At 66.8% G+C, this 24,494-nt stretch carries 26 protein-coding genes; 11 read left to right on the top strand and 15 right to left on the bottom strand.

Annotated features, from left to right (window positions below; translation table 11 throughout):
- Positions 1–68: 68 nt before the first annotated feature.
- Complete coding sequence (locus ACW14X_RS02615) at positions 69–542, top strand: SRPBCC family protein (RefSeq protein ID WP_457164599.1); 474 nt, start codon at positions 69–71, stop codon at positions 540–542.
- A gap of 134 nt (positions 543–676) precedes the next feature.
- Here ACW14X_RS02615 and ACW14X_RS02610 read toward each other — a convergent pair whose 3' ends face one another.
- Positions 677–1,309, bottom strand: a complete 633-nt coding sequence (locus ACW14X_RS02610) for a TetR/AcrR family transcriptional regulator (protein WP_457164598.1) — start codon at positions 1,307–1,309, stop codon at positions 677–679.
- A 61-nt stretch (positions 1,310–1,370) separates the two neighbouring features.
- Here ACW14X_RS02610 and ACW14X_RS02605 point away from each other — a divergent pair, with 61 nt between their 5' ends.
- Positions 1,371–2,633, top strand: a complete 1,263-nt coding sequence (locus ACW14X_RS02605) for an oxygenase MpaB family protein (protein ID WP_457164597.1) — start codon at positions 1,371–1,373, stop codon at positions 2,631–2,633.
- Positions 2,634–2,638: 5 nt separating this feature from the next.
- On the opposite strand, the gene ACW14X_RS02600 is transcribed toward ACW14X_RS02605, so the two are convergent.
- From ACW14X_RS02600 to ACW14X_RS02585, 4 genes are read right to left on the bottom strand one after another with little or no spacing between them, the layout of a single operon-like run.
- Positions 2,639–3,220 carry a TetR/AcrR family transcriptional regulator gene (locus tag ACW14X_RS02600; protein ID WP_160023966.1) on the bottom strand — a complete coding sequence of 194 codons (582 nt, stop codon included), beginning with the start codon at positions 3,218–3,220 and terminating at the stop codon, positions 2,639–2,641.
- Positions 3,221–3,250: 30 nt separating this feature from the next.
- Positions 3,251–3,715, bottom strand: coding sequence for an N-acetyltransferase family protein (locus tag ACW14X_RS02595; RefSeq protein ID WP_457164596.1), 465 nt, complete (start codon positions 3,713–3,715; stop codon positions 3,251–3,253).
- Positions 3,712–4,161 carry a hypothetical protein gene (locus tag ACW14X_RS02590; protein WP_457164595.1) on the bottom strand — a complete coding sequence of 150 codons (450 nt, stop codon included), beginning with the start codon at positions 4,159–4,161 and terminating at the stop codon, positions 3,712–3,714. The genes ACW14X_RS02595 and ACW14X_RS02590 overlap by 4 nt, the downstream gene beginning before the upstream one ends.
- The gene (locus ACW14X_RS02585; protein WP_457164594.1) at positions 4,158–5,588 is read right to left on the bottom strand and encodes an MFS transporter; all 1,431 of its coding nucleotides are present in this window, start codon (positions 5,586–5,588) and stop codon (positions 4,158–4,160) included. Before ACW14X_RS02585 ends, ACW14X_RS02590 begins: the two co-directional genes overlap by 4 nt.
- A gap of 158 nt (positions 5,589–5,746) precedes the next feature.
- Between ACW14X_RS02585 and ACW14X_RS02580 the strand changes: the two genes are divergently transcribed.
- Entirely contained in the window at positions 5,747–5,959 is a 213-nt protein-coding gene (locus tag ACW14X_RS02580) for a dodecin (protein ID WP_160023962.1), read from the top strand.
- A gap of 11 nt (positions 5,960–5,970) precedes the next feature.
- On the opposite strand, the gene ACW14X_RS02575 is transcribed toward ACW14X_RS02580, so the two are convergent.
- Positions 5,971–6,810 carry a helix-turn-helix domain-containing protein gene (locus ACW14X_RS02575; RefSeq protein ID WP_457164593.1) on the bottom strand — a complete coding sequence of 280 codons (840 nt, stop codon included), beginning with the start codon at positions 6,808–6,810 and terminating at the stop codon, positions 5,971–5,973.
- A gap of 77 nt (positions 6,811–6,887) precedes the next feature.
- On the opposite strand from ACW14X_RS02575, the gene ACW14X_RS02570 reads away from it, so the two are divergent.
- A complete protein-coding gene (locus tag ACW14X_RS02570; protein WP_457164592.1) occupies positions 6,888–7,691 on the top strand; it encodes an alpha/beta fold hydrolase in 804 nt (267 codons plus the stop codon).
- Positions 7,692–7,698: 7 nt separating this feature from the next.
- Here the strand turns inward: ACW14X_RS02570 and ACW14X_RS02565 are convergent, their stop codons facing one another.
- Positions 7,699–8,196, bottom strand: a complete 498-nt coding sequence (locus ACW14X_RS02565) for an Lrp/AsnC family transcriptional regulator (protein WP_457164591.1) — start codon at positions 8,194–8,196, stop codon at positions 7,699–7,701.
- Between the two features lie 114 nt (positions 8,197–8,310).
- Between ACW14X_RS02565 and ACW14X_RS02560 the strand changes: the two genes are divergently transcribed.
- From ACW14X_RS02560 to ACW14X_RS02550, 3 genes are all read left to right on the top strand, one after another.
- Positions 8,311–9,480, top strand: a complete 1,170-nt coding sequence (locus ACW14X_RS02560) for a trans-sulfuration enzyme family protein (protein ID WP_457164590.1) — start codon at positions 8,311–8,313, stop codon at positions 9,478–9,480.
- 128 nt (positions 9,481–9,608) lie between these two features.
- On the top strand, positions 9,609–10,331 hold the full coding sequence (locus ACW14X_RS02555) for a nucleotidyltransferase domain-containing protein (protein WP_457164589.1): 723 nt from the start codon (positions 9,609–9,611) through the stop codon (positions 10,329–10,331).
- A gap of 25 nt (positions 10,332–10,356) precedes the next feature.
- Complete coding sequence (locus tag ACW14X_RS02550) at positions 10,357–11,007, top strand: metallophosphoesterase (protein WP_457164588.1); 651 nt, start codon at positions 10,357–10,359, stop codon at positions 11,005–11,007.
- 9 nt (positions 11,008–11,016) lie between these two features.
- Here the strand turns inward: ACW14X_RS02550 and ACW14X_RS02545 are convergent, their stop codons facing one another.
- The 6 genes from ACW14X_RS02545 to ACW14X_RS02520 all read right to left on the bottom strand — a co-directional run bounded on the left by ACW14X_RS02545 (position 11,017) and on the right by ACW14X_RS02520 (position 16,101).
- Positions 11,017–12,006 (bottom strand): 5'-3' exonuclease, encoded by a 990-nt coding sequence (locus ACW14X_RS02545; RefSeq protein ID WP_457164587.1) that lies wholly within the window; start codon positions 12,004–12,006, stop codon positions 11,017–11,019.
- Entirely contained in the window at positions 12,003–13,439 is a 1,437-nt protein-coding gene (gene zwf / locus ACW14X_RS02540; protein ID WP_457164586.1) for a glucose-6-phosphate dehydrogenase, read from the bottom strand. Before zwf ends, ACW14X_RS02545 begins: the two co-directional genes overlap by 4 nt.
- Before the next feature lie 179 nt (positions 13,440–13,618).
- Positions 13,619–14,350: a hypothetical protein gene (locus ACW14X_RS02535; protein ID WP_457164585.1), complete on the bottom strand. Its 732-nt coding sequence runs from the start codon at positions 14,348–14,350 to the stop codon at positions 13,619–13,621.
- On the bottom strand, positions 14,328–15,488 hold the full coding sequence (locus tag ACW14X_RS02530) for a hypothetical protein (protein ID WP_457164584.1): 1,161 nt from the start codon (positions 15,486–15,488) through the stop codon (positions 14,328–14,330). Before ACW14X_RS02530 ends, ACW14X_RS02535 begins: the two co-directional genes overlap by 23 nt.
- Before the next feature lie 2 nt (positions 15,489–15,490).
- Positions 15,491–15,808, bottom strand: coding sequence for a hypothetical protein (locus ACW14X_RS02525; RefSeq protein WP_457164583.1), 318 nt, complete (start codon positions 15,806–15,808; stop codon positions 15,491–15,493).
- Positions 15,805–16,101 (bottom strand): SAV_915 family protein, encoded by a 297-nt coding sequence (locus tag ACW14X_RS02520; RefSeq protein ID WP_457164582.1) that lies wholly within the window; start codon positions 16,099–16,101, stop codon positions 15,805–15,807. The genes ACW14X_RS02525 and ACW14X_RS02520 overlap by 4 nt, the downstream gene beginning before the upstream one ends.
- Before the next feature lie 317 nt (positions 16,102–16,418).
- On the opposite strand from ACW14X_RS02520, the gene dcm reads away from it, so the two are divergent.
- From dcm to ACW14X_RS02500, 4 genes are all read left to right on the top strand, one after another.
- Complete coding sequence (dcm, locus tag ACW14X_RS02515) at positions 16,419–18,089, top strand: DNA (cytosine-5-)-methyltransferase (RefSeq protein WP_457164581.1); 1,671 nt, start codon at positions 16,419–16,421, stop codon at positions 18,087–18,089.
- Positions 18,090–18,158: 69 nt separating this feature from the next.
- Positions 18,159–19,601: a hypothetical protein gene (locus tag ACW14X_RS02510; protein ID WP_457164580.1), complete on the top strand. Its 1,443-nt coding sequence runs from the start codon at positions 18,159–18,161 to the stop codon at positions 19,599–19,601.
- Positions 19,602–19,685: 84 nt separating this feature from the next.
- Positions 19,686–20,927: a protein NO VEIN domain-containing protein gene (locus ACW14X_RS02505; protein WP_457164579.1), complete on the top strand. Its 1,242-nt coding sequence runs from the start codon at positions 19,686–19,688 to the stop codon at positions 20,925–20,927.
- 86 nt (positions 20,928–21,013) lie between these two features.
- A complete protein-coding gene (locus tag ACW14X_RS02500; RefSeq protein ID WP_457164578.1) occupies positions 21,014–21,448 on the top strand; it encodes a very short patch repair endonuclease in 435 nt (144 codons plus the stop codon).
- Between the two features lie 465 nt (positions 21,449–21,913).
- Here the strand turns inward: ACW14X_RS02500 and ACW14X_RS02495 are convergent, their stop codons facing one another.
- The gene (locus tag ACW14X_RS02495; protein WP_457164577.1) at positions 21,914–22,846 is read right to left on the bottom strand and encodes a hypothetical protein; all 933 of its coding nucleotides are present in this window, start codon (positions 22,844–22,846) and stop codon (positions 21,914–21,916) included.
- Entirely contained in the window at positions 22,843–23,895 is a 1,053-nt protein-coding gene (locus tag ACW14X_RS02490; protein WP_457164576.1) for a hypothetical protein, read from the bottom strand. The genes ACW14X_RS02495 and ACW14X_RS02490 overlap by 4 nt, the downstream gene beginning before the upstream one ends.
- Between the last annotated feature and the right edge of the window lie 599 nt (positions 23,896–24,494).

Genomic DNA, 24,494 nt, shown 5'->3' with positions numbered 1-24,494 from the left:
ATTGATCGAGATCGCACGTGGGCGCCGCGCCCGTTGTTGTCGCCAGGAAATCAGGCGCGACCATCGACATGAAACCAAATGGTTTCCTATTTTGGAGTCGTGGAACAGGTGTTTCGAGCCCTCGGCCGGAGCGGCTGTGGGAGGCGATCACCGACCCGCAGATCCGCGCGAAGTACCACGTCGGCGCCGGGGTCCACTCCGACTGGACGCCGGGATCCGGCTTCACCATGGTCCACCCGGGAGTGGAGCAGCCCCTCGCCGAAGGCGAGAACATCGTCGTCGAGCCGCCGAGGCGACTCGTGCAGTCGATGCGCACGCTCTGGTCCGAGGCGGCCGAGGAGCAGGGCACCACGCGTGTGACCTGGGAGATCGAGCCTGTCGGCGACTCCTGCCGCCTCACCGTCACCCGTGACCAGCTGAGCGGCGACGCGCCCCCGGAGCTCTACGGCGGCTGGCCGATGATCCTGTCCGGCCTCAAGACGTGGCTGGAGACGGGGGAGTCCCTGACCACCCCGGGATCGCAGATGTACGGCCCGAGCTGACCTGAGACCGACGTCACCGAATCGAGAGGAATCCTCATGAGCTGCTGCGCTGGCCGGGCGTACCGCCGATGTTCACCTTCGACGACCCCGACGGGAACCGCTTCGTCATCCTCGAGCAGACCGCCGCCGCGGCGTCATGACCGCTCGGTGTCCGGGAGGGTCTCGCCCGATCGAGCGGTGTTGCTCAGGTAGCCCGCGGTGAGCGCGACCATCTCCTCGAGCACGGCCTCGCGCGGGTACGGCGGCCGGTCGAGCACCCAGCGCAGGGCGATGTTCTCCATCGCCACCACCAGCACCCACGCGGTGATCTGCGGGTCGGGGCGGGTCATCCCGACCGACCCGGCCCGCAGATAGGCGGCGGTGAGTTCGCGTACGCGGTTGACGAGCGCCGCGTGGCGATCTCGGTTGCGGGAGGCGGGGAGCTCTTCGGTCAGGACGCGCAGGAGGGCAGGATCCTGTTCCAGCCCGGCGAGGAGTGCGTCGGCGACCGACCGGATCGCCGGTGTGCCGACGATGCTCGTCTGGAGTGCCAGCGCCGAGGCGGTGCGCTCGGAGACGTCGTCCCAGTAGCGGCTGATCACGATGTCGAGGATCGAGGCCTTGTCGGAGAAGTACTGGTAGAGCGAGCCGGGGCTGATGCCGGCTGCGACCGCGACGCGGTTGGTCGAGAACGTCTCGTAGCCGTCCTCGACCAGCACCTGGCGCCCAGCCTCGAGGATGCGCTCGACCGTCGCCCTCGAGCGGGCCTGGGTGGGTGTCTTGCGCATGGCCCTACGTTAGGCAGAACGCGAATTGAAAGCGAGCTCTGGCTCGCATCACGCTGAAGGTATGACCACACTCGCGCAGCAGGGCACCCACCCCACCGGATTTCCGACACGCTTTCGCGAAGGCGAGGCGCGCAGCCGCCGTCTCGGGCGGCCGTTGCGCCTCCTGGGCCGCATCGACGAGATCGACGAGGACCTGATGGAGCGGATCGGGCGGGCGTTCGGCGAGCGGGACGAGGCCGGTGCGCGGCTGGCGGAGGCGATCCGGATGCGAGCCGGGACTCCGGGCAAGGTCACGATGACCCAGCTGCGTACGGCACTGGAGCACGGTGTCGCGGCGGTGGAGTCCCCACCTCCGGCGCTCGCCGACTTCTTCGCGCAGGTCGAGGTCACACCGGACTGGGTCGACTGGGACCTCGTCGACGAGGGCGGCCGGGTGTTCACCCGACTCGGCCAGAACGCGGCTGACGTGCTGCTGCAGCTCTCCCTCATCAGCGGCTACCGGTTCGGCGGCCCGCCGGACCTGCTCGTGGCCACCGGCGGCCTGACCGGCAGCACCACCCGGCGGCGCTTGGCCGAGACCCAGCACTGGGCGGTGAGCCTGCGCAAGCTCGGCGGGCTGCGGCCACCGGCGCCGGGATCGGCCTCGGGGGCGGCGTGGCGGCTCACGGTCCACGTACGCGCGATGCATGCGCTGGTCAACGCCGGGTTCGAACCCAGGTGGGACACCGGTAGGTGGGGGCTGCCGATCAACCAGGCCGATCAGGCGGCCACGCTGGGCCTCTTCGACGGCGTACTCATCATCGGGTGCCGGGCGCTCGGAGTGCCGATCTCCAGGCGGGACGCCCGGGCGCTGATGCATCTGTGGAAGTACGTCGGCTGGCTGATGGGCGTCGACGAGGACTTCCTCGTCGACGACGAGTGGGAGCGGCACCGGATCAACTACCACGTGCTGCTCTCGCAGGCGGCGATCTCCGAGGCCGGCCCGCAGCTGGCGCAGGCGGCGGTCGAGGTCCAGCGGGAGCGCCGCTATCCGGGCTGGCCGGGTCCGCTGCAGCGGGTGCGTGGCTGGTACGAGCGGGAGCGGCTCCTCTCGATGCTGACCGTCTTCCTCGGGACCAGGTCGATGCAGGAGTTCGGCCTTCCGAAGAGGCCCCCGTGGGCGCACGCCTACCTGCTGCCGCTGAACGTGCTCAGGTACCGGGTCCTCGGACGGACCGAGGAGGGCCGGGCTCGCCTGGAGCGGCGAGGCGAGCGAAATGCCGACTCGCTGCTGGCCAGCTACTTCGGCTCGGGGCGCGCGGCGGTCGGCGACCTCCCGGAGTGAGTGCGTCAGTCGCGGGTGGCGCCGGGAGCAGTGAGGGCGGCCTGGACGGTGCCGTCGATCAGGGCGGCGGCCTCGGCCGCCTTGATCTCGCCCCGGTAGACGGCGCCGGAGGCGGCGTGCAGGACGCTCTGGAGCAGGGTCAGCTGCCACTCGAGCGGCTGGTCGTCGCGGAAGCTGCCGTCGCGGCGGCCGCGCTCCATGAGCGGCTTCCAGCGGTCGATCAGCCCGAGGTGGACCGCCTGGAACTGCTCGTGAGGCATGCTCTGCTCGGCGGCGACGATCAGCGCGCCGTACTGCTGGGTCAGTCGCCACGACGCCTCGAGGAGGCGGCTGAGAGCGGCACGGGGATCGCCGTCGAGGTCGACCGCACCGAGCGCCTCGTCGGACTGCTGGATGGCACGTTCGACGACCTGGGTCACCAGGGTCGCCCGGGACTCGAAGTGGCCGTAGAGCGTGACCCGGCCGACGCCCGCTGCCTTGGCGATGTCGGCGACGCTCACGTCAGGATCGCGGGCGAGGCAGGCGGTGGCCGCGTCCATGATCGACTCGATGTTCTTACGTGCGTCGGCGCGCTTGAGGGTCGTCACGGCCGGGAACCTCCCACGAGATGTTGAGCATCAGGGTATCGGCTGCCGTGCGGCCGGCCACGCGCACATCACCTTGGCGCGGACCGTGGCGCCGAGGCGTCGATAGAAGCGGATCGCGGCGTCGTTGTCGGGTTGTACGCCCCAGGTGATCGTCAGGCCGCCGGCACGCCTCGCCAGCGCGGTCATCAGCAACCGGCCGACACCGGCGTCGCGATGGCCGGGTCGGACGTAGAGGTCGTCGAGGGCGATGATGTCGCTGCCCGACCACAGGTGCAGGCGGCGTACGGCTGAGACGTAGCCGACCGGTTCCCGGTCGATCTCGGCGAGCAGCACGATGATGTCGGGGCGCTCGAGGTATCCGGCCCACTGCGCGGCGGTCACGGTGACGGAGCCGGACTGGGCCTGGTGGGCGGCGATCTCGCCGATGAGCGTACGCACGGTCTCGGCGTCGTCCGGGGTCGCTTCGCGTACGACGACGTCCGGGTGGGTGTTCATGCTGGTTCCTGGTCCGTCGCTGCGTGGGAGTGGTGGGCGTGACTCCCCGAGTATTCGCCCGGGCGCGCGAGCATCGCCACGAGCATGAAGAGCAGCATGAGTACGTGACCGAGCAGCATCAGGCCACCGGCGTCGATGAGCCCGAGCCAGAGGAAGGGAAAGAGGACCACGAAGCCGGCGTACATCGCTGCCGACATCTCCACGATCGGCCGCGGTCCGTGCCCGCGGAAGCGCATCCAGGCAGCCATCGGGATCACCATCGTGGTGGCCATGACCAGCGAGTCGACGTCGGCGCGGTGCACCCACGCGCTCTCCGGTGCTCCGCCGACGGCGAGCAGCCAGAGCGGGTAGAGCAGCATCATCCCGACGGCCATCGCGATGACCATCTGGAGGTAGTGGAGCGCGAACGAGAGCGCGCGGGGTCTGGAGCGGTGGATCTTGGTCATGACTGGGTCTCCTGGTGAGTCTCTTGGGAATCAGCGGTGGGTGCCTGACGGCCGGGGATCAGCAACCCGGCGAGGACGGCGGCGAGAGCCGCGATCACGGCCGCGACCAGGTAGGCCCTCTCGAAGCCGTCGGTGGTGCCGTCGACGAGGCTCGCCGCGGCGACGCCGGACATGACCGCCGCGCCGAGCGAGGCGCCGAGCTCGTGGAAGGTGCTCAGGATGCCGGAGGCCACGCCCGCGAGCTGTGGCTCGACCTGGCTCAGCGCGGTCGCGGCCGCGACCACGAAGAGGACGCCGAGGCCGGCGGAGCCGATGCTGACCGCGATCACGGTGGACAGGGTGCTCATGCTGATCGCGGGTACGACGAGCCCGGCGGCGGCGATGAGCAGCCCGGCGATCCCGAGGGTGCGAGCGCCGATGAGGCCGATGAGCCTGCCGGCCAGCTGCGCGCCGACCATCGTGGCGGCGGCGACGGGCAGGAACAGCAGCCCGGTCGCGAGCGGCCCGTGCCCGGCGGCGCTCTGGAGGTAGAACGTCCCGAGGAAGAAGACCGCCACCATCAGCCCGGTCGCCACGAACAGCACGAAGGTGCCGGACAGGACCGGGCGCCGGGTGACCAGGGCAGGGTCGATCAGCGGGTGGCGCGTACGTCGCAACCAGCCGGCCAGGACGGCGTATCCGGCGATCCCGGCGACGACCAGCAGGATGGTGCGGCTCGAGGTCCAGCCCTCGTCGCCGGCCTCGATGAAGCCGAGGATCAGCAGCCCGGTGGAGGCGGTGACGATCAGTGCGCCGACGAGGTCGAGACGTACGTTGCCTCCCCAGGCCGGCAGCTGCGGGAGCTGCCGGGCCAGGAGGACCGCCACGACGACGCCGACCGGGACGTTGATCAGGAACACCCACTCCCAGCCCGGCCCGGCGGTCAGCGCACCGCCGAGGAGTACGCCGATCGCCGCCCCGCCGGCCCCCAGAGCCGACCAGACCCCGAGCGCGCGGTTGCGCTCCTCGCCGTCGAAGAGCCGGACCACGATCGAGAGGGCAGCGGGGGAGAGCATCGCGGCCCCGACCCCCTGGGCGACCCGTCCGCCGATGGCCAGCTCCGCGCTGGTGGCGAGGCCGGTGGCCAGCGAGGCGACGGTGAACGTCGCGAGCCCCGCGAGCACGACGGGCTTCGGGCCGAACAGGTCGGCAGCCCGGCCGCCGAGCAGCATCAGCCCGCCGAACGCGAGCGTGTACGCACTCACCACCCAGGTCAGCGCATCGCGGCCCAGGCCGAGGTCGGCGCCCATGTGCGGCAGCGCGATCGCCACCACGGTGACGTCGAGGATCAGCATGAGCTGCGCCAGCCCCAGCAAGCCGAGCAGCCGCCATCGGCGCGGATCGGGAGAGTGGGCGACGGCAGCGTCGGGGTGGGTGTCTGAGGTCATGGCGCGCCTCCTGAGGGCACAAGTCGAACATCGATGTACGAGATACTAACTCGAACACCAATGTTCGACAACGGGGTTTCTCGGAGCGCCACCCCTTGCACGGTCCTGAGGTCGCGCCCATGGTGGGTACAGCGACCATCGAGAGAAGGGCCAGGAGCATGTCTTCACACACCTACCGCGTCACCGAGATCGTCGGGACCTCAGACGAAGGACTCGAGCAGGCGATCCGCAACGGCGTCGGCCGAGCGAGCAAGACGCTGCGGCACCTGGACTGGTTCGAGGTCACCCAGATCCGCGGACACGTCGACGACGACGACATCCAGCACTTCCAGGTCGGGCTGAAGGTCGGCTTCCGGATGGAGGACGACTGACCGCCACCGGTCTACGCCCGAGGGCTCCTCGGCATGAACGCCGGCCAGGCGGCGTGGTCGATGGCGAGCCAAGGCTCGGCGGCGACTCCGCGGGGCGTGGTGTCCACGATCGAGCGCACCTCGCGGTTGAGATGCGGCTGATCGGAGTAGCCGGCGCGCGCCGCGGCCTCGGCGGGCGGAGTGCCGCCGGCGAGGAGTCGCGCGGCGCGGTCGAAGCGTACGAGTCGGGCGGCGTGCTTGGGGGAGAGGCCGACCTGGGCGCGGAACCGGGACCACAGCCGCTGCCGCGACCAGCCGGTCTCCGCCGCGAGCGTGCTGACGTCGGTCCGGCCGTGGTGGAGATGGGTCTGGTGCCAGGCATACGCGACCTCGCGGTCGACTCTCCGCCGACCGTCGAGGCGGCTGCCGAGGAAGCCGGACATCACCGCGAACCGCTCGTCCCACGACGTGGTGCGCCGCAGGCGGTCGCCGAGGCGTCTCGCGCTCGGTCCCAGGACGTCGTCCAGTCCTGCGAAGGTCCCGGTGAGGCCGGCGGTGTCGAGGAGCTCGGTGGCGAGCACCGGCGACAGGCGCACCTGCAGGCACTCGCCCGCGCCTGCGCCCCGCACGGTCACGCCGCCGGGCAGCAGCCCGATCGCGACGGCGCCTGGCAGGCGTACGCCGTGGTCGTCATCGACCGCCCAGGCCTGGTCGCCGAGGTCGAAGAGCAGGGTGACGGCCGGGTGGGCGACCATCGCGATGGCCGCCGGACCGGTCCCGCGATAGCGGAAGCCGGCCATGTGGACGCCAGGGATCGGCGCGGCACCGAGCGAACTCCGGGGGATGGTGACATCCACCTGCGACCAGTCCATGGCTTCAGGCTAGATCGGAACCCAAGGCTGACATTCGTCCAAGACGGCGCAGGCGGCGGCAGGCGATCGTGACGACCATGACTGCGTACGAACAGCCGACCACCCACGGTGTCCACCAGCTTCGAGACGGCACGGAGACGGCGCCGCCCGTACTGCTCATCCATGGCTCCGGGGCCACGGGATCGACCTGGCAGCCGATGGTGGCGCCGCTCGCTGATCGGTTCCAGGTCCTCCGGGTCGACCTACCGGGCTGCGGCAGGTCGAGCGCGGCGGCGACCTACGCCGTGCCCGACCAGGCCGAGCGGGTCGCTGCGGTGCTGGACGAGCTCGGTCTCGAGGACGTGGCGGTCGTCGGCCACTCGAGCGGCGGATATGTCGCCACGGCGCTGGCCGAGCGGCGTCCGGAGCTGGTCGGATCGCTGGCGCTGATCAGCACCGGACCGAGCATGGCGGCGCTGCTTCCGGAGCCGGCTCTGGTCAAGCTGTTGACCGGCGCGGTGCTCGGTGCGCTGGTGTGGCCGCTGCGGACGAACGCGCTGCTCCGGAAGGGGATCGCCGCCACCGCCGCCCGGCCGGTGACGATCAGCGACGAGGTGGTCGACGACCTGAGGCGAACGTCGTTCAAGACGTTCCGGGCGATCATGCGGGCGAACCGTGACTACATCGACGAGCTGAGCATCCCGCAGCGGCTCGCGAGGCTGGGCCGGAAGCCGCTGGTGGTGGTCTTCGGCGATGCCGATCCACGATGGGACCCGGCATCCGCGCACGACTACGACATCGTGCCCGGTTCGCGGGTGGCGTACCTCACCGGCGTCGGACACCTCGCGATGCTGGAGGCGCCGGAGGAGACGGCCCGGCTGCTGCTCGACTTCCTCGGCTGAGCTCGGCTCACGGGAGCGTGGGGTCGCGGGGGAGCACGCCCGGTCCCTCGCGGAGTTCGAAGACGAGCTGCGTCTCGGTCTGCCGTACGACCCGGTGGACCGTGACGTGCTGGAGGACGAAGTCGCGCAGCGCCTCGGCGTCCTCGCCGGCGACGTGGAGGTGGAAGTCGTCGGCGCCGGCGACGTGGAAGGCCTGGATCACGCCGGGGGTCGTGGCCAGGTCGTCGTAGAGCTTCTCGACGTGCTCCTTGCTGTGGCTGCCGAGCCGCACCTTGATGACGGCCTGCAGCGGGTAGCCGAGGGAACGGACGTCGACGTCGAGACGGCGGCCGGTGATGACGCCGTTGTCGCGCAGGGCTCGCAGCCGGTAGGCGCAGGTCGACTCGGCGAGACCGAGGCGCGATGCGAGGGCCTTGTTGGTGAGCTCGGGGTTGGTGCCGAGCTCGCCCAGGATGCGGCGGTCGATGGAGTCGAGGGCGGTTGCGGAGGGTTGTTCTTTCGCCAACGGTGACTCCCTGGGACGCGGGCTGAGTTGCTCGAAGATGTCAGTATCAGGCATTCGCTGGGATCTTCGGCAATCGATCTGGCCTGATCTTGTGGTTCCCGCCAGCATCGCACCATGCCGATCGCGAACCACCACCTCGACTCACTCGCCGTCCACGCCGGCCGGGACGACCTGGCGATGCTCGGCGTCCACGCCCTGCCACTGGACCTGTCCTCGACCAACCCGCTCCCCGACATCGAGCGCGGAGGAGCCTCCTACGAGGCCATGGCGACCGGTGGCCAGCCGCTGTCCGATGGCGGGTACGTCTACCAGCGGCTGTGGAACCCCACCGTCGCGCGCTTCGAGTCGGCGCTGGCCCGGCTCGAGCAGGCGGAGACGTCGGTCGCGTACGCCTCGGGCATGGCGGCCATGACCGCCGCGATCATCGCGAGCACCTCCTTCAGCGGCAAGCGCCACATCGTCGCCGTCCGGCCGCTGTACGGCGGCACCGACCACCTGCTCGCCTCCGGCCTGCTCGGTGTGGAGGTGACGTTCTGCGCCGAGCATGAGGTCGCCGCGGCGGTTCGTCCGGACACAGCGCTGGTGGTGTTGGAGACCCCGGCCAACCCGACCCTCGACCTCGTCGACATCGCCTCTGTCGTGGCGGCTGCTGGTGACGTACCGGTGCTCGTGGACAACACCTTCGCCACTCCGATCCTGCAGAACCCGCTCGAGCTGGGCGCGGCGATGTCGCTGCACAGCGCCACCAAGTACATCGGCGGTCACGGCGACGTCGTCGGCGGCGTGATCGCGTGCGACGAGGAGACGGCCGTGCTGCTGCGTCAGGTCCGGGCCGTCACCGGCGGCCTTCTCCATCCCCTCGGCGCCTACCTCCTCCACCGCGGCCTCGCCACCCTCCCGACCCGCGTCCGCGCCCAGCAGGCCGGCGCGGTCGAGATCGCGGAGTGGCTGCATTCCCACCGGGCGGTCGAACGGGTCTACTTCCCCGGTCGGGACGACGATCGCGGCCTGGTCGGCAAGCAGATGACCGGCCCCGGTGCGATGATCGCGATCGCCTTGCGCGGCGGATACGAGGCCGCCGCCCGCCTCACCTCGTCGGTGCAGCTCTTCACCCACGCCGTCTCGCTCGGCGGCGTCGACTCCCTCGTCCAGCACCCCGCCGGCCTCACCCACCGCCCCGTCGCCGCTCACGCCAAGCCCTCTGCGAACCTAGTACGCCTCTCGATCGGCCTCGAGAGCCCAGAAGACCTGATGGCCGACCTCGACCGTGCACTGGTCCGCTGAGTGGTCCGAACGGACGGCGTTCCCTGAAACCCGGACTCGTGCGGGGTAGGCGTGAGCGGGATCTGCTGACCAGCGCCACGTGGAAACCCGATTGTGTCGGTGGGTGAGAAGCGGCCAGGCTGGCAAACATGACACGCCCAGCACCGCTCGATGCCGCCCGCGACCTGGTCGGTGAACGGTTCCCAGCTGCGATCCAGGCGTGGCTCGGGGGCTCGGTCGTTCTCGGCGAGGCTACGGCGACGTCGGATCTCGACATCACCGTGATCGATGAGAGCGCCGTGGTGCACCGGGAGTCACTGCTGTTCAAGGGCTGGCCGGTCGAGTTGTTCGTTCATTCGGAGGCGAGCATCCGGCACTTCATCGCCGACGACCTCGCGCGGCGTCGGCCGACGATGGCCAGGCTGATCGCGCGAGGAGTCGAGCTGCTGCCTGGCGAGGCTGGGTCCGCGATCCGGAAGCACTGCGAGCAGACGCTCGAGGCAGGCCCAGGCCCGCTGTCGAATGATGCACTCGACGGAGCCCGCTATGCGCTGAGTGATCTCGTCGATGACCTTCGAGGCGCCACGCCGGGGCCGGTCGGGGCTGCGATCGCGGTCGAGGCGTGGCGCCGCACCGCCGACCTCGTGCTTGCCGTCAACGGCCATTGGACCGGAGGCGGCAAGTGGCTGGCACGCGAGCTCCTCGCGCTGGACGAAGTTGTCGGAACCAGCTGGGCAACGACGCTTCACGAGTCGCTTCAACTCGCCCTGGCCGGCGACACGACACGACTGGAGCAGGCCGCCGACGCGGCACTCGCCGAGGCTGGAGGCAGACTCTGGGACGGCCATCACCAGGTCGCCGCACGATGGTGACGATGAACAGAACGAGGAGTACGCGATGACCGTCTGGTTCACCTCGGACCTGCATTTCGGGCACGCGCGCCTGCTCGAGCTGTCCGCGGCGCGGGGAGCGGCGTTCGGGTCGATCGGTGAGCACGATGCGCATCTGGTAGCGAACTGGAACGAGACCGTCGCGCCGGAGGACACGGTGTGGGTGCTGGGCGACGTGGACATGCACGGCAAGGACGCCTCGCTCGGGCTCATCTCCGCCGTGGCCGGTACGAAGATCCTCGTCGCCGGAAATCACGACGCCTGCTGGGCGGGCATGCGGGAGGGCTGGCGCCGGCGCGATCGCTATCTGGCAGCGGGGTTCGCCGCGGTGATGGACTTCGGGGTGGCCAAGCTCCCGCCCGTGCGTCAGGGCGAGGCGGCCACCCGCGTACTGCTGTCCCACTTTCCCTACGCGGGTGACTCGCACGACGAGGACCGCTACTCGCAGTTCCGGCTTCGAGATGAGGGCGTGACCCTGCTCCATGGCCACGCGCACGACGCGTTCCGCGAGCGGCGCACGCCCAAAGGCACCTGGGGCATCAATGTCGGTGTCGACTGGTGGGACTACCGGCCAGTCTCAGCCGAGCGCATCGCCGAGCATCTCGAGGATCTCCGCGGTGGGTGCGTCGCCCCGGTCACGGACGATTCGGATCGTTAGCGGAGCGGTCTACGAGACCGTCGAAGCGGGATTCGTGCTCAGCACTCGTTGCGCGACGGCGGTGGTCGCCTCGACGCCGAGGAAGCCGACGACGCGGGTGACGCGGTCGATGTCGAGCGGGAGCAGACCAGGGGTGCCGGGGACGTCCGGGGTGAGGCGGAGATCGAGGTCGTCGCGGCAGGTCATCATCCGTAGGTTGAAGTCGTAGCGGTCCCGGGCACCGGGCGCGGAAAGGGCACGGACGACGCGCGCGCCGATGCGGCGTACGCCGGTTTCGGCCGCCCACGCGTCGAGGACCTCGGTCACCTTCCGCCCGTCGTTGTCCGAGATGTCGGACCAGACACCGTCCATGGGGCCGACTTGGTCCAACAGTGCCGCCGCGGTCTTCTCGCCGATGCCGCTGACACCGGGGAGGTTGTCGCTGGCGTCACCGCGGAGGGCGGCGTACTCCAGATAGCGAGAGGCCGGCACGCCGTACATCGCATACAGCCGGGCGGGGTTGAGCAGGGGAGAGCCGTTGATCCCGCCGTTGATCAGCCGCAGGACCTGGGTGTGCTCGCTGATCAGCGCGAACGCGTCGCGGTCGGAGGTGATCACGACGCAGTCCCACCCGTTGCGGCCCGCCCACGCGGCGCCGGAGGCGTTGACGTCGTCGGCCTCGAGGCCCGGGGGAGTGAGGGTGGCGAGCCCGAGGGCGTCGAGCATCGCGCCGGCGCGGCCGAGCTGCTCGACCAGCATCGGGTCCTTTTCGGCGCGGCCGGCCTTGTAGTCGGGATAGGCGTCCCGGCGTACGGAGGCGGTGCGGTCGTCGAGACCGAAGAGCACCGCGTCCGGAGCGAAGGCGTCGATCGAGTCGAGGATCTGCCGCAGCATGCCGTGCAGCGCCCAGGCGGGCCGGCCGGCACGATCGATCATGCGGGTGTGCGCCCGGGCATGATGGTTGCGATGCAGCAGGGACGGGGCGTCGACGACGAGTAGGAGGCGGCGCGAGCCCGTCACGCGTTCCTGCCCAGCCGCCAGCCACCCTCCGGCAGCTCGAGCGCCGACTCCGGGCCCCAGGACCCCCGCGGGTAGCTCTCCACGTCGGGCCGGTGCTCAAGGACCGGCTGGCAGATCTCCCACAGCCGCTCGACCTCGCGCGCGCTGGTGAACAGGGTCCGGTCGCCGTTCATGACGTCGAGGATCAGTCGCTCGTACGCCTCCAGCGGCCCGGCGTCCGGCGCGTCCCCCGCGAGGTCGAGGCGGAAGACGCCCTCGGTCAGCGCCATGCCGGGGCCGGGCCGCTTGGCGCGTACGTCGATCTCGATCCGGGGGTCGTCGCTGAGCTCGATCACCAGCTCGTTGGGCTCCGAGGAGCCGGAGTCGGCCGGCTGCAGCCAGCGGTGCCGTGGGTCGATGAACCGGATCGTGATCGTCCGCCGCCCGGCCGCGAGCGCCTTGCCGGTGCGCAGGTAGAACGGCACCCCGCGCCAGCGGTCGTTGTCGATCCACGCCTCGATGGCGACGTACGTCTCCACATCGGAGTCGGCGGCGACATCGGGCTCCTCGCGATAGCCGTCGTACTGCCCGAAGACCACGCGCTCGGGGTCCAGCGGCCGCACGGCCGCGAAGGCGGCGGCCTTCGCCGCGCGGATCGCACCTTCGCGGAAGGCGTGCGGATCCTCCATCGCCACGAACCCGAGCAGCTGGCACAGGTGGGTGGTGACCATGTCGCGCAGGCAGCCGGTGCCCTCGTAGAAGCTGCCGCGCCCCTTGACGGTGAGCTTCTCCGGTACGTCGATCTGCACCGACTCGATGCTGTGCCGGTTCCACGCGGGCTCGAAGAGGCCGTTCGCGAAGCGCAGCGCCAGCAGGTTCTGCACCGCCTCCTTCCCGATGAAGTGGTCGATCCGGAAGATCTGCTTCTCGTCGAACGCCTCGCTGAGCACCGCGTCGAGCTCGCGCGCCGAGGCCAGGTCGGTCCCGAACGGCTTCTCCGCGACCAGCCGGCTGCGGACGTTGAGCTGCTCGCGGTCGAGCATCGCGACCATCGGCTCCACGGCCTGCGGCGGCACGGAAAGATAGAGAAGGCGCTGTACGTCGCCCAGGGTCTGCCCGCTCTCCAGCGCCAGCCGGTCCTCGGCCTCGTGCACCGCGTCGGCCAGCGCCTTGCCGTCCTCGGCGGAGGAGGCGACGAAACGGATCCGCTCCAGCAGCGGCCGAGCCACGGTCTCATCGACCTCCCCGACGAACTCCTTCAGCGCCTGATGCACGTGGCTGCGGAAGTCCTCGTCGGTGCCCGGCGAGCGCCGCCCGCTGCCGATGATCGCGAGCTGGTCCGGCAGCCGCTTCGCCAGCGCGAGCCGATACAGCCCGGGGAACAGCTTGCGCGCGGCCAGATCGCCGGTCGCGCCGAAGAGAACGAGTACGTGCGGGGCTGGTTTGGTGGACACGTGCTCAGTCTCCCACTCGGGGCCACGGCGACAGGTCAGCGCGCCGAGCACTTGCGCGGTGTGGACCGCAGATCCACGGTGGGTACGTCCACCCACAGGAGAGGCACTTCCAGGTCGGGCTCAAGGTCGGGTTCCGCATTGAGGACGACTGAGGCAGTTCAGCCGCGTTTCCGAACCAATCACGGGTCGAGGGGGCGATTCTTGGGGCTGCGCATCAAGTCGTCGAGGTGCTCTGCGAGGGGAACAGGTCCGGCCGCCAGGAGCCCGAACGGGACTGAGAACTCCTCGGCTCTGCCACTGAGCACGACCTCTACCCTCGGCCTCTCGCGAATCTCAACTCGGTCGAAGTCGGCCCATTCGGCGGTCCGGGTGTGGCGATAACCCACGTACGTGACTGCAGAACGTGTGAGGACCAGCCTGTTCATTCGAAAACGCCCGAGGAGAAGCATCGCGACAACAGGGATCAGAATCAGCTCTACGATCAGCGACATCGCGAACATCCCTGACGATCCCGGTGCCATATCGTCGCGGAAGACACCGATCGCGAAGGCGATCGGGAAACCCGCCGCACAGATCAGCATGGCGACCAGCAGCACGGCGATCGTGCGTAGGCCGCGGATTACGATGCCCTCATCTGTGGTCACAGCCTCGAAGGCTGTGGACCGTCGCCTCACCGTGGCGATGACCAGCAGCGCGTAACCCTGGAGGAGGGCCAGACAGGCGAGAACTGCTGAGACTCGGCCGGCATAGGAACCGGAGGTGCCGACAAGGAACCCGAATCCGGCCAGCCCGAGCACGAGCAACGCGAGGAGATGCGTCCGTAGCAGCGGCCATGTGATGGCGGGCAGCGGCGAGAACCTCCCCTGAGCCTGGGAGGGGTCGCCCGGGTCAGTCCCAGAACGTGATCGCATCACCGACAGCCTCCAGCCCGTCGTCAATTTTCGCCCGCGTCTCATCTGAGACCCAGTTCTCGTAAGCGTATTCAGCGGCAAGGCCCACGCCGACACCGACGATCGCTGCCCCTGCGGCGACGGCGATGACAGGCGCGCCGACACTAAGAGCGGCGGCGGTTCCGACCACAAGGGCGGCGCCAGCTGCGCCGCCAGCAATGCCAGCGGCCTCGCCGACAATCACCTTCGACGGAGACTCCCCGTTGGCGATCTCGCCGCCAGCGAATCCGATGGAGGCGACGGTGCCGATCACCGGAAGTCGGCGGGCAACGCGCTCGGCACCTTCGCCCAGCGCATCCAGGCCTCGGGCAGCGGCTCGGTTGCCCCGTACGTCGGTGGCTTCGCCTGCGGCTCGCCGACCAGGGTGTCCTGAGCGACGGTTCCTGACTGCTTCCGCCGCTTCCCGCCGGAGGCGGGCCGCCTCGCCACGCGTTTGGTTCGCGTACTGGGTCAGCCGGCGCTCGTTGGTGTCGAAGTACAGCCCGGTCAACGCAGGCGGCAGCTTTTTGATGGCGGCGATCACAACATCGAGGGGTGATGGGCCGTCGACTGTGCTCCAGAACTTCTTGAGGTTCGAGTCGACCCAGTCCTGAAGATCCTTGTTGTCGTCCTCGACCTCTTTGGCGATCTCGTTGTAGAGCTCGATCTTCTTGTTCTGCGCCTCGAACTTGGCTTTCTTCTGGTCCCAGGCTGTGGATTCCTCGGGTGTCGAACCAGCGGGAAGGTCGCCGGGCGATTCTGCGGGGGCCGGTTCGGTAATGGTCTCGCCAGCCAGAGTCAGGCCTCCGCCCGTTGCTCGCGTACGCCGCTCAGTCATGCGGTTCTGCACGGCCTCGAGCTTGTAGGCGTAGGCGTCGAACTTCTGGCCAGCTTCGCGCAGATGCCCCTCCTGATGATCGGCTGCCTTGACGAGTTCGCTACTCAGACCGCTGTAGGCCTCGCCGGACTCGCCCTCCCAGCCGTCGCGCGCCTTCGAACGAGCCTGGTGGCTGTCCTCGCCGGCATCTGCGACCGCTGACTTGAGGGTCTTGCCCAGGAAATCGGCGGCGGTGCGAACCTGTGCGGGCTTGCCAGGTACGTGCGTGTCGATGCCCGCCATCGCTATCTGTTCCTCGGGTGCTCGCCGCCGGGGCTGAGGCTGGACTTGAGGCGCCGGAGCGGACCAGCGGCCTCTTCGTCGGTCTGGTCCAGGTCCTTGACCACACTGCTGACCATGTTCCCGACGGATTCGTTCGCGATCGACAGCTGATCGGCCTGCTCGGTCAGCTGCGCCAGGATGTCACTGATCAGAGCCGAGGCGATCCCCGCGTCGACCGATCCAGGCAAGCTCGACGCGGTCTTCTCGATGCCCGAGGCGGCGTCCTTGTGGAGGGTCGCGATCTGTTCGCCGTCACCAGGGTCGATTCGTAGCTTGCTCACTGGACATCTCGCCGTAACTCATCGGGCAGCGGCTGGTCGATGACGATGACGTCGTAGGGGCTGACCTTGTTGAGCTCGTCGAGCTGGTCGGTCTTGTAGAGAACCCACGGCTGCTCGGATCCGCAGCACTCGGCCAGGCGATCCAGCGCGGTGTACGCGAGCAGTGCGACTCGGCCGTCGAGCAGGCGTCGCATCTCGATCTCGGCGGGGCCGCCGTCGGCTCCGGCGCCGGGTGATGCGGGTAGGTACATGACCGGCGGGATCGCCTGACGTGTCTGGCCTTCGGCTTGCATGGAGCTGTCCTTCCGAGATCGTGGGGTGCTCGCTTACTCCTACCGCGCTGGCCGCAGTCTAAACAGGCGCGAACGAATCTTTACTCACCGGTCCAGAGCTTCTCGCCCCACGTCGTGGCTGGGCCCGGCTCGCGATCGAACAACGAGAACGCCCGATGGCGGCCGCTTGTCTAACTCTCAGGAGCACTCAAGAGTTGCGGTGACAGGTAGGTCCCTGACCTGGATTGTTGAAGGCGGCGTGTGGCCTCGAACACGTGGGCGACCGGCGACGGCGTGGATCACGGATATTGGGGGTGCTGGCACCTATGATTGCGCGCATGACAGAGCCGCTCCGCTTCATCGACCTCTTCGCTGGAATCGGTGGGTTCCATGCGGCCCTGAAGGCATTCGGGGCCGAGTGCGTCTACGCAGTCGAGATCGACGAGAAGGCGGCGAAGGTCTACGAGGCGAACTGGGGCCACAAGCCGAATGGTAGGGATCAGCGTGGACCCGACGGCGCCCCGCGAGTCTGGGGTGACATCACCGAGGACGCACCCGATATGGAGACCGCACGGGTCCGGGTGCCTGAACACGACATCCTCTGCGCAGGGTTTCCATGCCAGCCGTTCAGCAAGTCCGGTGCTCAGCGCGGGATGGACGAGACCCGTGGAACGCTCTTCTTCAACATCGCGGCGATCATCGAGGCACATCACCCAAAGATCGTGATTCTGGAGAATGTGCGGAACTTGATCGGGCCGAAACACGAGCACGAGTACGACGTCATCATCCGCTTCCTTCGGCAAGCGGGGTACAACGTTTCGAACGATCCGGCGCTGTTCTCGCCCCATCTGCTGCCCCCTCACCTCGGTGGGACACCACAGGTGCGGGAACGCGTGTTTATCACGGCAACCTACGCCCCAGACCACGTGCTGCCGCTCCTCGACGAGGAAGGGCACGTGCAGCGTGACAAGCTCAACGAGTTGCCCGCCCCAGTCGAGACGATGAGGCGTGAACCGTTCCCGCGGTCCAAGGGTGCGATGCCGGGGGAGGTCTGGGAGCCAGGTCATCCCGAGCATGGTTGGAAACTTGACGACTGGAAGCGCCCCGAGACTGTCGTTGACAGCGTATGGCTCACGTCGGCCGAGACGCTCTGGATCAGCGCCTGGAACGACTTCGTGGAACTCTTCGCGCCGCTCCGCGGCTTCCCCTACTGGGCCGACTCCTGGGGGGAGATGGCTCCAGAGATCGAGGCGTGGACTGGCCGAGGCCACCTTCTACCGAAGGTGGGCGAGAACTCCGAGTACGAGCCGCTCGATGAGTTGGATGCCAAGAAGTTGCCGTCCCGCATCACGTTCAGGGGTATCAACGCGGACTACCCGGCGTGGAAGATCTCCCACATGGCCAACAACTTCAAGGCACTGGTCGGCCTAGGGCCGAAGGATCCATTGCCCGAAGTCGGGGCCACATTCGATGCGGTTGGTGACAACGGCGAGGAGGCCCGCTGGCACGAAATCCTCCGGTGGGCCCACCGCTGGGGCGTGTTCACGGGCTTGTTCCCCGCCAGTCGGCGAAAACTGGAGTGGCAGGCTCAGGACACAAAGACACTGTGGGACACAGTGATGCACCTCCGACCATCCGGAATTCGCGCGAAGCGGCCGACGTACGTCCCTGCACTCGTCGCCATCACGCAGACGTCCATCGTGGGACCGTGGAAGCGACGCATGTCCCCGGCAGAGACCGCACTGCTCCAAGGTCTTCCTGAGCACTTCGCTTTTCCAGATCAAAAGGAGGCGGCGACCTACAAGCAGATGGGCAACGGAGTCGCTGTCGGAGCTGTCCAGCACATCTTCCGACGCCATGTCGAGCGCGACGAGAAGTTGTTGGTCGCAGACGAGATCGGAAATCGTCTCATAAATGTGGCGAAGACCACTCCAGAGATGGTTCAGGCGTTCCTTGAGCACCACGTCCCAGCCATCGATCAGAAAAACCACAAGACTGACGAACTCTGATGGTCACAATGTGCGATCGAGACCGCGGATCCTGAAGCGAGTGGATTCGGGATCTGATCTAGTACGTCTGTGCGCGCCGTTCCTGATGAGCCGTTCTTTGTCCCTGCTGAGTCACTTCCCGAAGCGCTCGATCGCATACACGCGTTGACCGGCAGGGCCCCGAGCGCCAGCGTAGGTGGCACCCGCGCGGGCAAGCGGGCCCTCGTCGCTCTGCGTGATTCGCTCGAACTCGACATCGATGTCGTCCGCACCCCTGCGGCAATGGGCAAAGTGATCGCGTCGCGTCTGGACATCACCTGGGTGGATGACCGCTTCGAACTCAAGAACATGGTCACTCTCGACGGGTACAACGCGCTGCTCGAAGGGGCCACCCGTGCTTTCTACGTAGGATCCCTGCGGCGCCTGAAGGATGAGGCACCGGTCGCGCTGAGTGGTCCCGAGTGGGCTGCCTTCGTGCCTGCCCAGTCCAAAATCGAGGCCGTTACCCGCATCGCCGCTTTGACAAACGCGCCACGAGAGTCCCTCGGCCCAGGATCAAAGGAGCGCAAGTCTGTCTTCGCGAATCTCGCTGACGGACTCTTCCCGGGCGATTCACGGATCGATAAGAGCAGCAAAACCAGGCTTGGCGCGTCCCTCGCGAGCGTGCTCAACGTGCCCTGGACAGACGACTGTGCCTCCACTGGCGAGACGATCCAGCTCCCCGGCCTCAACACCATCCTCGCCGGCGCCGAGCGCAACCTCGGCCGACTGGGTGCGGTGGTCTCCGACATGCTCGCCACACCGGAGGCCGAAGGTGACGCATTGGCTGCTGCGCTCCAGGCGGGGTTGCCCGACTACTGGGATGGCAGGAAGTCGGTCAAGTGGCTCGCGGACAACAGCCTTCGTGGCGCGAACGACAACGAATGGCAGGGCTTCTTCGGGGAGCAACGTGCCAGGCAGGTCCTTTCCGCGGCCTACCAGCCTAAGATCCCAGGCCCACGGGTGAAGTACGGCAACACCGTCTTCGATTACTCCCTCAACTGGGTGTGGGACATCAAGGTCCACGTCGAGCTCCAGCGCTTCCCGAGTCATGTCAAGACCAACAAGGGAGCAATGTGGCTCAATGATGAGCAGGCCATATGGCAGTGCGTCCAAGAGCAGGGACTCGGGTTCCTCACGGTCAGCGGCGTCGCTGAGATGGACGCTACGGGCGACTTCGTGACCTGGCATCGCAAGTTCAAGGCTGCGGGTGGTGGGAAGACCCCGGCGCCGTCGAACAGTGGCAACAGCAGGATCCGCAAGGCCGCCTTCACACCGCTTCACGTCGAAGCGTTCTGGATCCCTAACGCGCCGGCGCTGTCGGCGGCTATAGCGAGTGGCGAGGTGCGCGTGCAGGAGCAGCCACCGCAGGCTCCTAAGCGGGCCGGTGAGCGGGGAGCGCCGCGAGAGCCCAAGTTCATGATGAACGTTGTCAAGGCCCGACGGGGTATCCGAGTCGCCCGACACGGTTGGCCCAGCGAGAAGGCGAGTTAGATCCTTGGTTGGGGCGCAACGGCAAGCAGTCGAGCCGACGCGTTTCCCAGCGAGGTGATGGCTTGTACCGGCAGACTTCGCCACGTGAGTTTGATCAATGCCGAGAAGGTCCGCAATCCCACGAAGCTCGAGCTTGCACAGGCCATTGCCGACAAACTCGGCATCGCTCGCCCTGTGCAATCTAAGGGCTCGTCGGTCGACAGTACTTTCCTAGATCGTATCCACACGGCGCTCACGGGTGACGAGTCCACCATGACCGACGCCTACCGGAAGGCGGAGCGTGCGCTCCAAGACCTGGGTCTGACCTACGACCCCTTCTGGGATACGAGCGAATCGTCGGCGACGGGCGGCTCGACGGTCACGAATCGTGCCTACTCGCGCATCCTGGCGGCCGTGACTCGCGTTCCACGCTGCTTTCTGGTCGACTGCGGGCCGATGCCGCTCTTGGATGACAGCTACCGCTATGACAAGTCGGCAGGTGGTCACGGCAGCCTGAACGATGCCGGCCCAGGTTCGCGGGTGATCTTCTACAGGCGCGAGGATGCGGGACTCCGATTCGAGGCTCACGGAGAGGTCGCCTACATCGCGTCCGGGTGGTCCGGGCCATGGAGTGTCGAATTCGTGGACCTTGCCAGGTTCACCGGTCAGGGCGTCCTGCTCGAGGATCTTGGATGGGCCGGTCGCCTGAGCTCTGTCACTGAGATCACGTATGCGACCTACCACCAACTATTGATCGTCACGGGACATTCGCGTCTTGCTGATGCTGCGGAGAAGCAAACGGACCCGGGCGGTGACGTAGTGGCACAACGCATTGCGTCCGATGAATCCTTCTCGGCTATGGATGTTCGGATCGACGTTCCAGAGCCACTCCCTACCTGTACAGTCGAGGTTTGCCCCGCCACTCTGCCGGTCTATACAGAGGGCGATGGAACTGGGGCGGTATCCACCGATGATCTACCACCGACGCCGCGCGACCGGAAGAAGGCCAAGGCCGCTGAGGAGCGAGCGATAAAGTTAACTGTCCGTGCACTTGAGGCCGCTGGTTGGGCGTTGCGACGAGACCGTCAGAAGGACGGAGCGGGTTACGACCTCCTCTTCGTCAGCGGAGAGCGTGAACTCCACGTAGAGGTTAAGGGGATCATGAGCACAGTATTGGCCTTCAACCTCACGCCGAAGGAGTCCTGGCGGGTTGAAACGGACGAGCGCTTCGTGGTTGTCGCAGTGACCAACGTGCTGTCGCCAGCCGCGTTCAAACTGCACCTGCTGACCCGGGTCCGCCTCGCCTCCGCGGCAAGGGTGATCACGGGCTACCGGCTGAAGCTCTAGAATGAAGCAATGAGGTTCGGGCACACGGAACAGGAGGTACGCGGCTGGACGCCTCGTGGCATCGACGGGTTAAGGCGGTCCGTGCGATGAGTGGCAAGTACGTGTCATGGGCGTCCTCTCCCGCAGCCGAGGCAACGATGAGGGGTAATCGACGCCGTGACACCAAGCCAGAGTTGGCGATCCGGAGCCTTGTACACGCTCTAGGCCTTCGCTACAGGGTCGATACAAGACCCGTCCCGGACCTGAACCGAAGGGCGGACCTCGTGTTCACTCGCGCGAAGGTCGCTGTCATGATTGACGGGTGCTATTGGCACGGCTGCCCCGAGCACGGCACCCAAGCACGGACCAACGCGGACTATTGGAGTTCGAAGATTGCGCGCAACGTACAGCGGGATGTCGAGACGAACACGTTGCTGAAAGCTGCTGGCTGGACCGTGATCCGAGCCTGGGAGCATGAGGACCCTCAGATCGTCTGCCAACGCATTGTGGAACAAGTGCGGCCAGCAAGGCGTGGCGCATGACGCCGCTGCACTAGGGACGCTTGTTATCAGACCTCCAGGTAGGAGACTTCCGTTGCGCGGTGCTGGCGTTCGCCCTGGAAGTAATTGTTCCCAGGTCTTGTCGATAAGCGGCATCACGACCGACTCCGTCATTGGTTGAATTCCGGGTTGGTAGTGCGGTTTCGATCGGGTGTTGATCCCGGCGGCCAACGTCATGGCGGTAACGGGTGCGATTGCCTCAGCACATGAGTCGCCATGGCTTGTGTTCGTGCCACGGTCAGGGTCTGGGTGACGACCTGGAGGTGCTCCCTGCGATCGAGCTACCGCGGCTGTCAGGCCACGCGGTGGATCACCTGACTCTGGAACGTCGCGAATACGTGAGTTTGAGGCAGCCACTGTCGCCGGTCGCCGCTACGAGCAGACAAGGAGGCCTGCTGTGTTGGGAAATTCTGGCTGAAGCAGCTCCGGACGAGGTTACTGAGGTGACTAGGCAGCGGCGCGACCATCCGAAACGCCAGCGGCCATAACTGCTTCTAGGATCTTGCGCTCAGAATCCGACACGCTCGCAAGTGAAAGAGCAAGGCGGAGTCGATCAATCACGAGACCGGTCTCCGGGCTAACCAGATATCTAAGGTAGTCTGAAGCGACGTGATGAGGCACAGCCAAGAATCGGGCGGCATGCAACGGCTGCTGGAATCTTTCGGCCCAGAATTGGGGCCTGGGTTCCATGATCTTCTTGTACCATTCGTTGCTACGCGCGGTCGTAACTTGACCCAGAAACAGCCACTGGCCAGCGGCGCGAGTGTCGCCAGCCCAGCCTAGATGCGCAACGGTGTCGACACCCTCATCCTTTGCATGCGCACGCATCGGCGCGGCGCTAGGATAGAACTTCAATCCGAGTTCGGTCGCGGCGGCCTTCCCGCTCGCGATAAAGTTGCCGCTCCCTGAAGCCGTGCCAAGGCCGACGGCTGAAATTCCTAGATCGTTCAGGGCGCGTAAGATTGTGTGCTCCAAGACAACTTCTGGTGCGCTCGGCACGTCAATTTCCCAACTGTGAGCCACCGTAAGTGCGAGTAGCGCGTTGTACGGAACGACAGGATCAGAGGCAGTTGATGTGACTCTCCAACTTCCGCGGAATTCATACGGCCACCGTTCCCCAAGAATCTCCTGTCGTCTAAGAAGGGTTTCGCGAACCGCCTCGACCCAAGCCTCGGGTGTTGCGTCGTCTTCTTGGTTAGTCGGGAGAAGGAACTGCCGGGGAGAGAGGCGTGTCCAGCCATTGTCAGCGATCATATCTTCGAGTTGCGCGCTCGTTACCCGACGTCCAGCAAGAGCGGCAATCTCAAGCCAATCTGCAAGAGCCTCGACCCGGGCGTAGGTTCCGTATGCGTGAATGTTCGGTTCGATCGGGCCACTCATGGGTTGGTGTGCCTGTCTGCGAGGACCGCCCGAATGCTTCGCGCGAGTTCGAAGACTTCACTTGCCGCTTCTGTCGCCCTCTCGTCGACGTCGACTCGTCCAGCGTCTATAAGAATCTCGCGCAACGCGCGCGCGCTGTCTCTTAGACGGTCGGCGAGGGCGCCCTGTTCTAGGACCGACACCGCCAGTTGGAAGTCCTCGTACTCTCGAAGTACTGCGTGCGCCCGTTCGTTAGAAAGGATCTCGGCGTACTGCGACGAGTCTCGGCTATCGGCGAGTAAAGAGATCCTTCGACCTTGCGGAGGAGTGAGGTCAGATACGATTTCTTCGACTCGGCCATAGTCGACTTCTTCGAGTGCTCCGCTAACTTGGTTGTAGTCGCGAGCCGACTGGTCCAAATGGATGTAGTCTCGGATGCGGGGGTTTCCGACCAAGAGTCCCCAGACGCTATACCTCTGGGTTTCCACATAGGCCGTCTTAATGTCGTGATCGACTCTTGCCCGCCGGAGGAGTTCGCGAGTAAGGTACGCGGTTCTGACGCCGCGGGCATTGCTTCCGACGATACGGCCCACGTCGTAAAACGGATCTCCACTCCCCGATGCCGCGGTCGCGAGGACGCTTTTGTGGATCCAGCGAGACTTGGCTTCCGCGGACCATTGGCGCAGGCCGCCGATGTGGCGAAATCCCAGGTAAGCTCCGAGTTCATCACGGCTCTCGACCTCGAATGCTGGAATTTTGCGGAGCTGACGAATTCGGTCGGCCGTTGGTGCAGTTGTGAGTTGGAACTCAAGATCGGCTGCGACCGCAATTTCCTCTTGAAGAAGAACCTTCAAGGTGGAAACGCGGCGATTTCCCTCGACAACGATGCGTCGTCCATCCCTGTCTGGAGGAAGTACCAGGACGGGTTCATTATCGAAGTAGCCGTTTGCCACAAGAGATGCGGCGAGTTCGTCGAGAACTTCATTCTCGAAGATGTATTCGAGCAATTCGTCCTCACCGGACCCCTGGATCCACTCAGGCAACCGGGGATTCTCGGGATCGAGGGCCATCTCCGCCAACGGTACTTGGCCGAGGTCTCGCACGTATTTCCTCCAGATCGCTGGGACTAGGTTGTGAGTGCCGGAGCCTGGCAGCGCTCCGGCCAGGTGGGACACAGCCTAACGGCTCGGTCCGACAGTTTTGCAGATGGTCCAGGGCGGCAGGCCTGTTCGTGTCAAGTTTGTCGCCGATTGGTCGTCACCGACGTAGCCGAGAGTTCGTCAGTGCAGAGTTCCGATTGCGAAGGGCTGGCTCGTTAGACGTGGGCGGATACCTGCGGAGCGTGTTGGGTCTCTCTGGTCGGTGAGCGCAACGGTCAGAACCGTTTCGGTCTCCCTGCTCAAGGTTTAGAGTTCCCGACCCGTGCCTGCCATCGAGAGGCGCTGGCCCCAGTGCGGGAATTCCGAAGGCTCGACGCGCTCGCGCCCGCGCCCGCCGAGGGATTGAAGAAATATGGCAGAGAGGCTCTCGGGGAGCGGCGTGCCACTGATCTCAGGTTCATCGCGCTCGGCTTCATCGCGCTCGGCGAACTTATGATGACGGCCCGGCCGGTCGGTCCCGTGTCGCTGGGCGTCATGCGCCTTGACTATCGGCTAGCGGACGGCGCACC

It is taken from the genome of Nocardioides sp. YJ-D4, assembly GCF_054031495.1.
The sequence above is the reverse complement of the archived record's forward strand: the minus strand, read 5'-3'. Positions and strand labels throughout refer to the sequence as shown.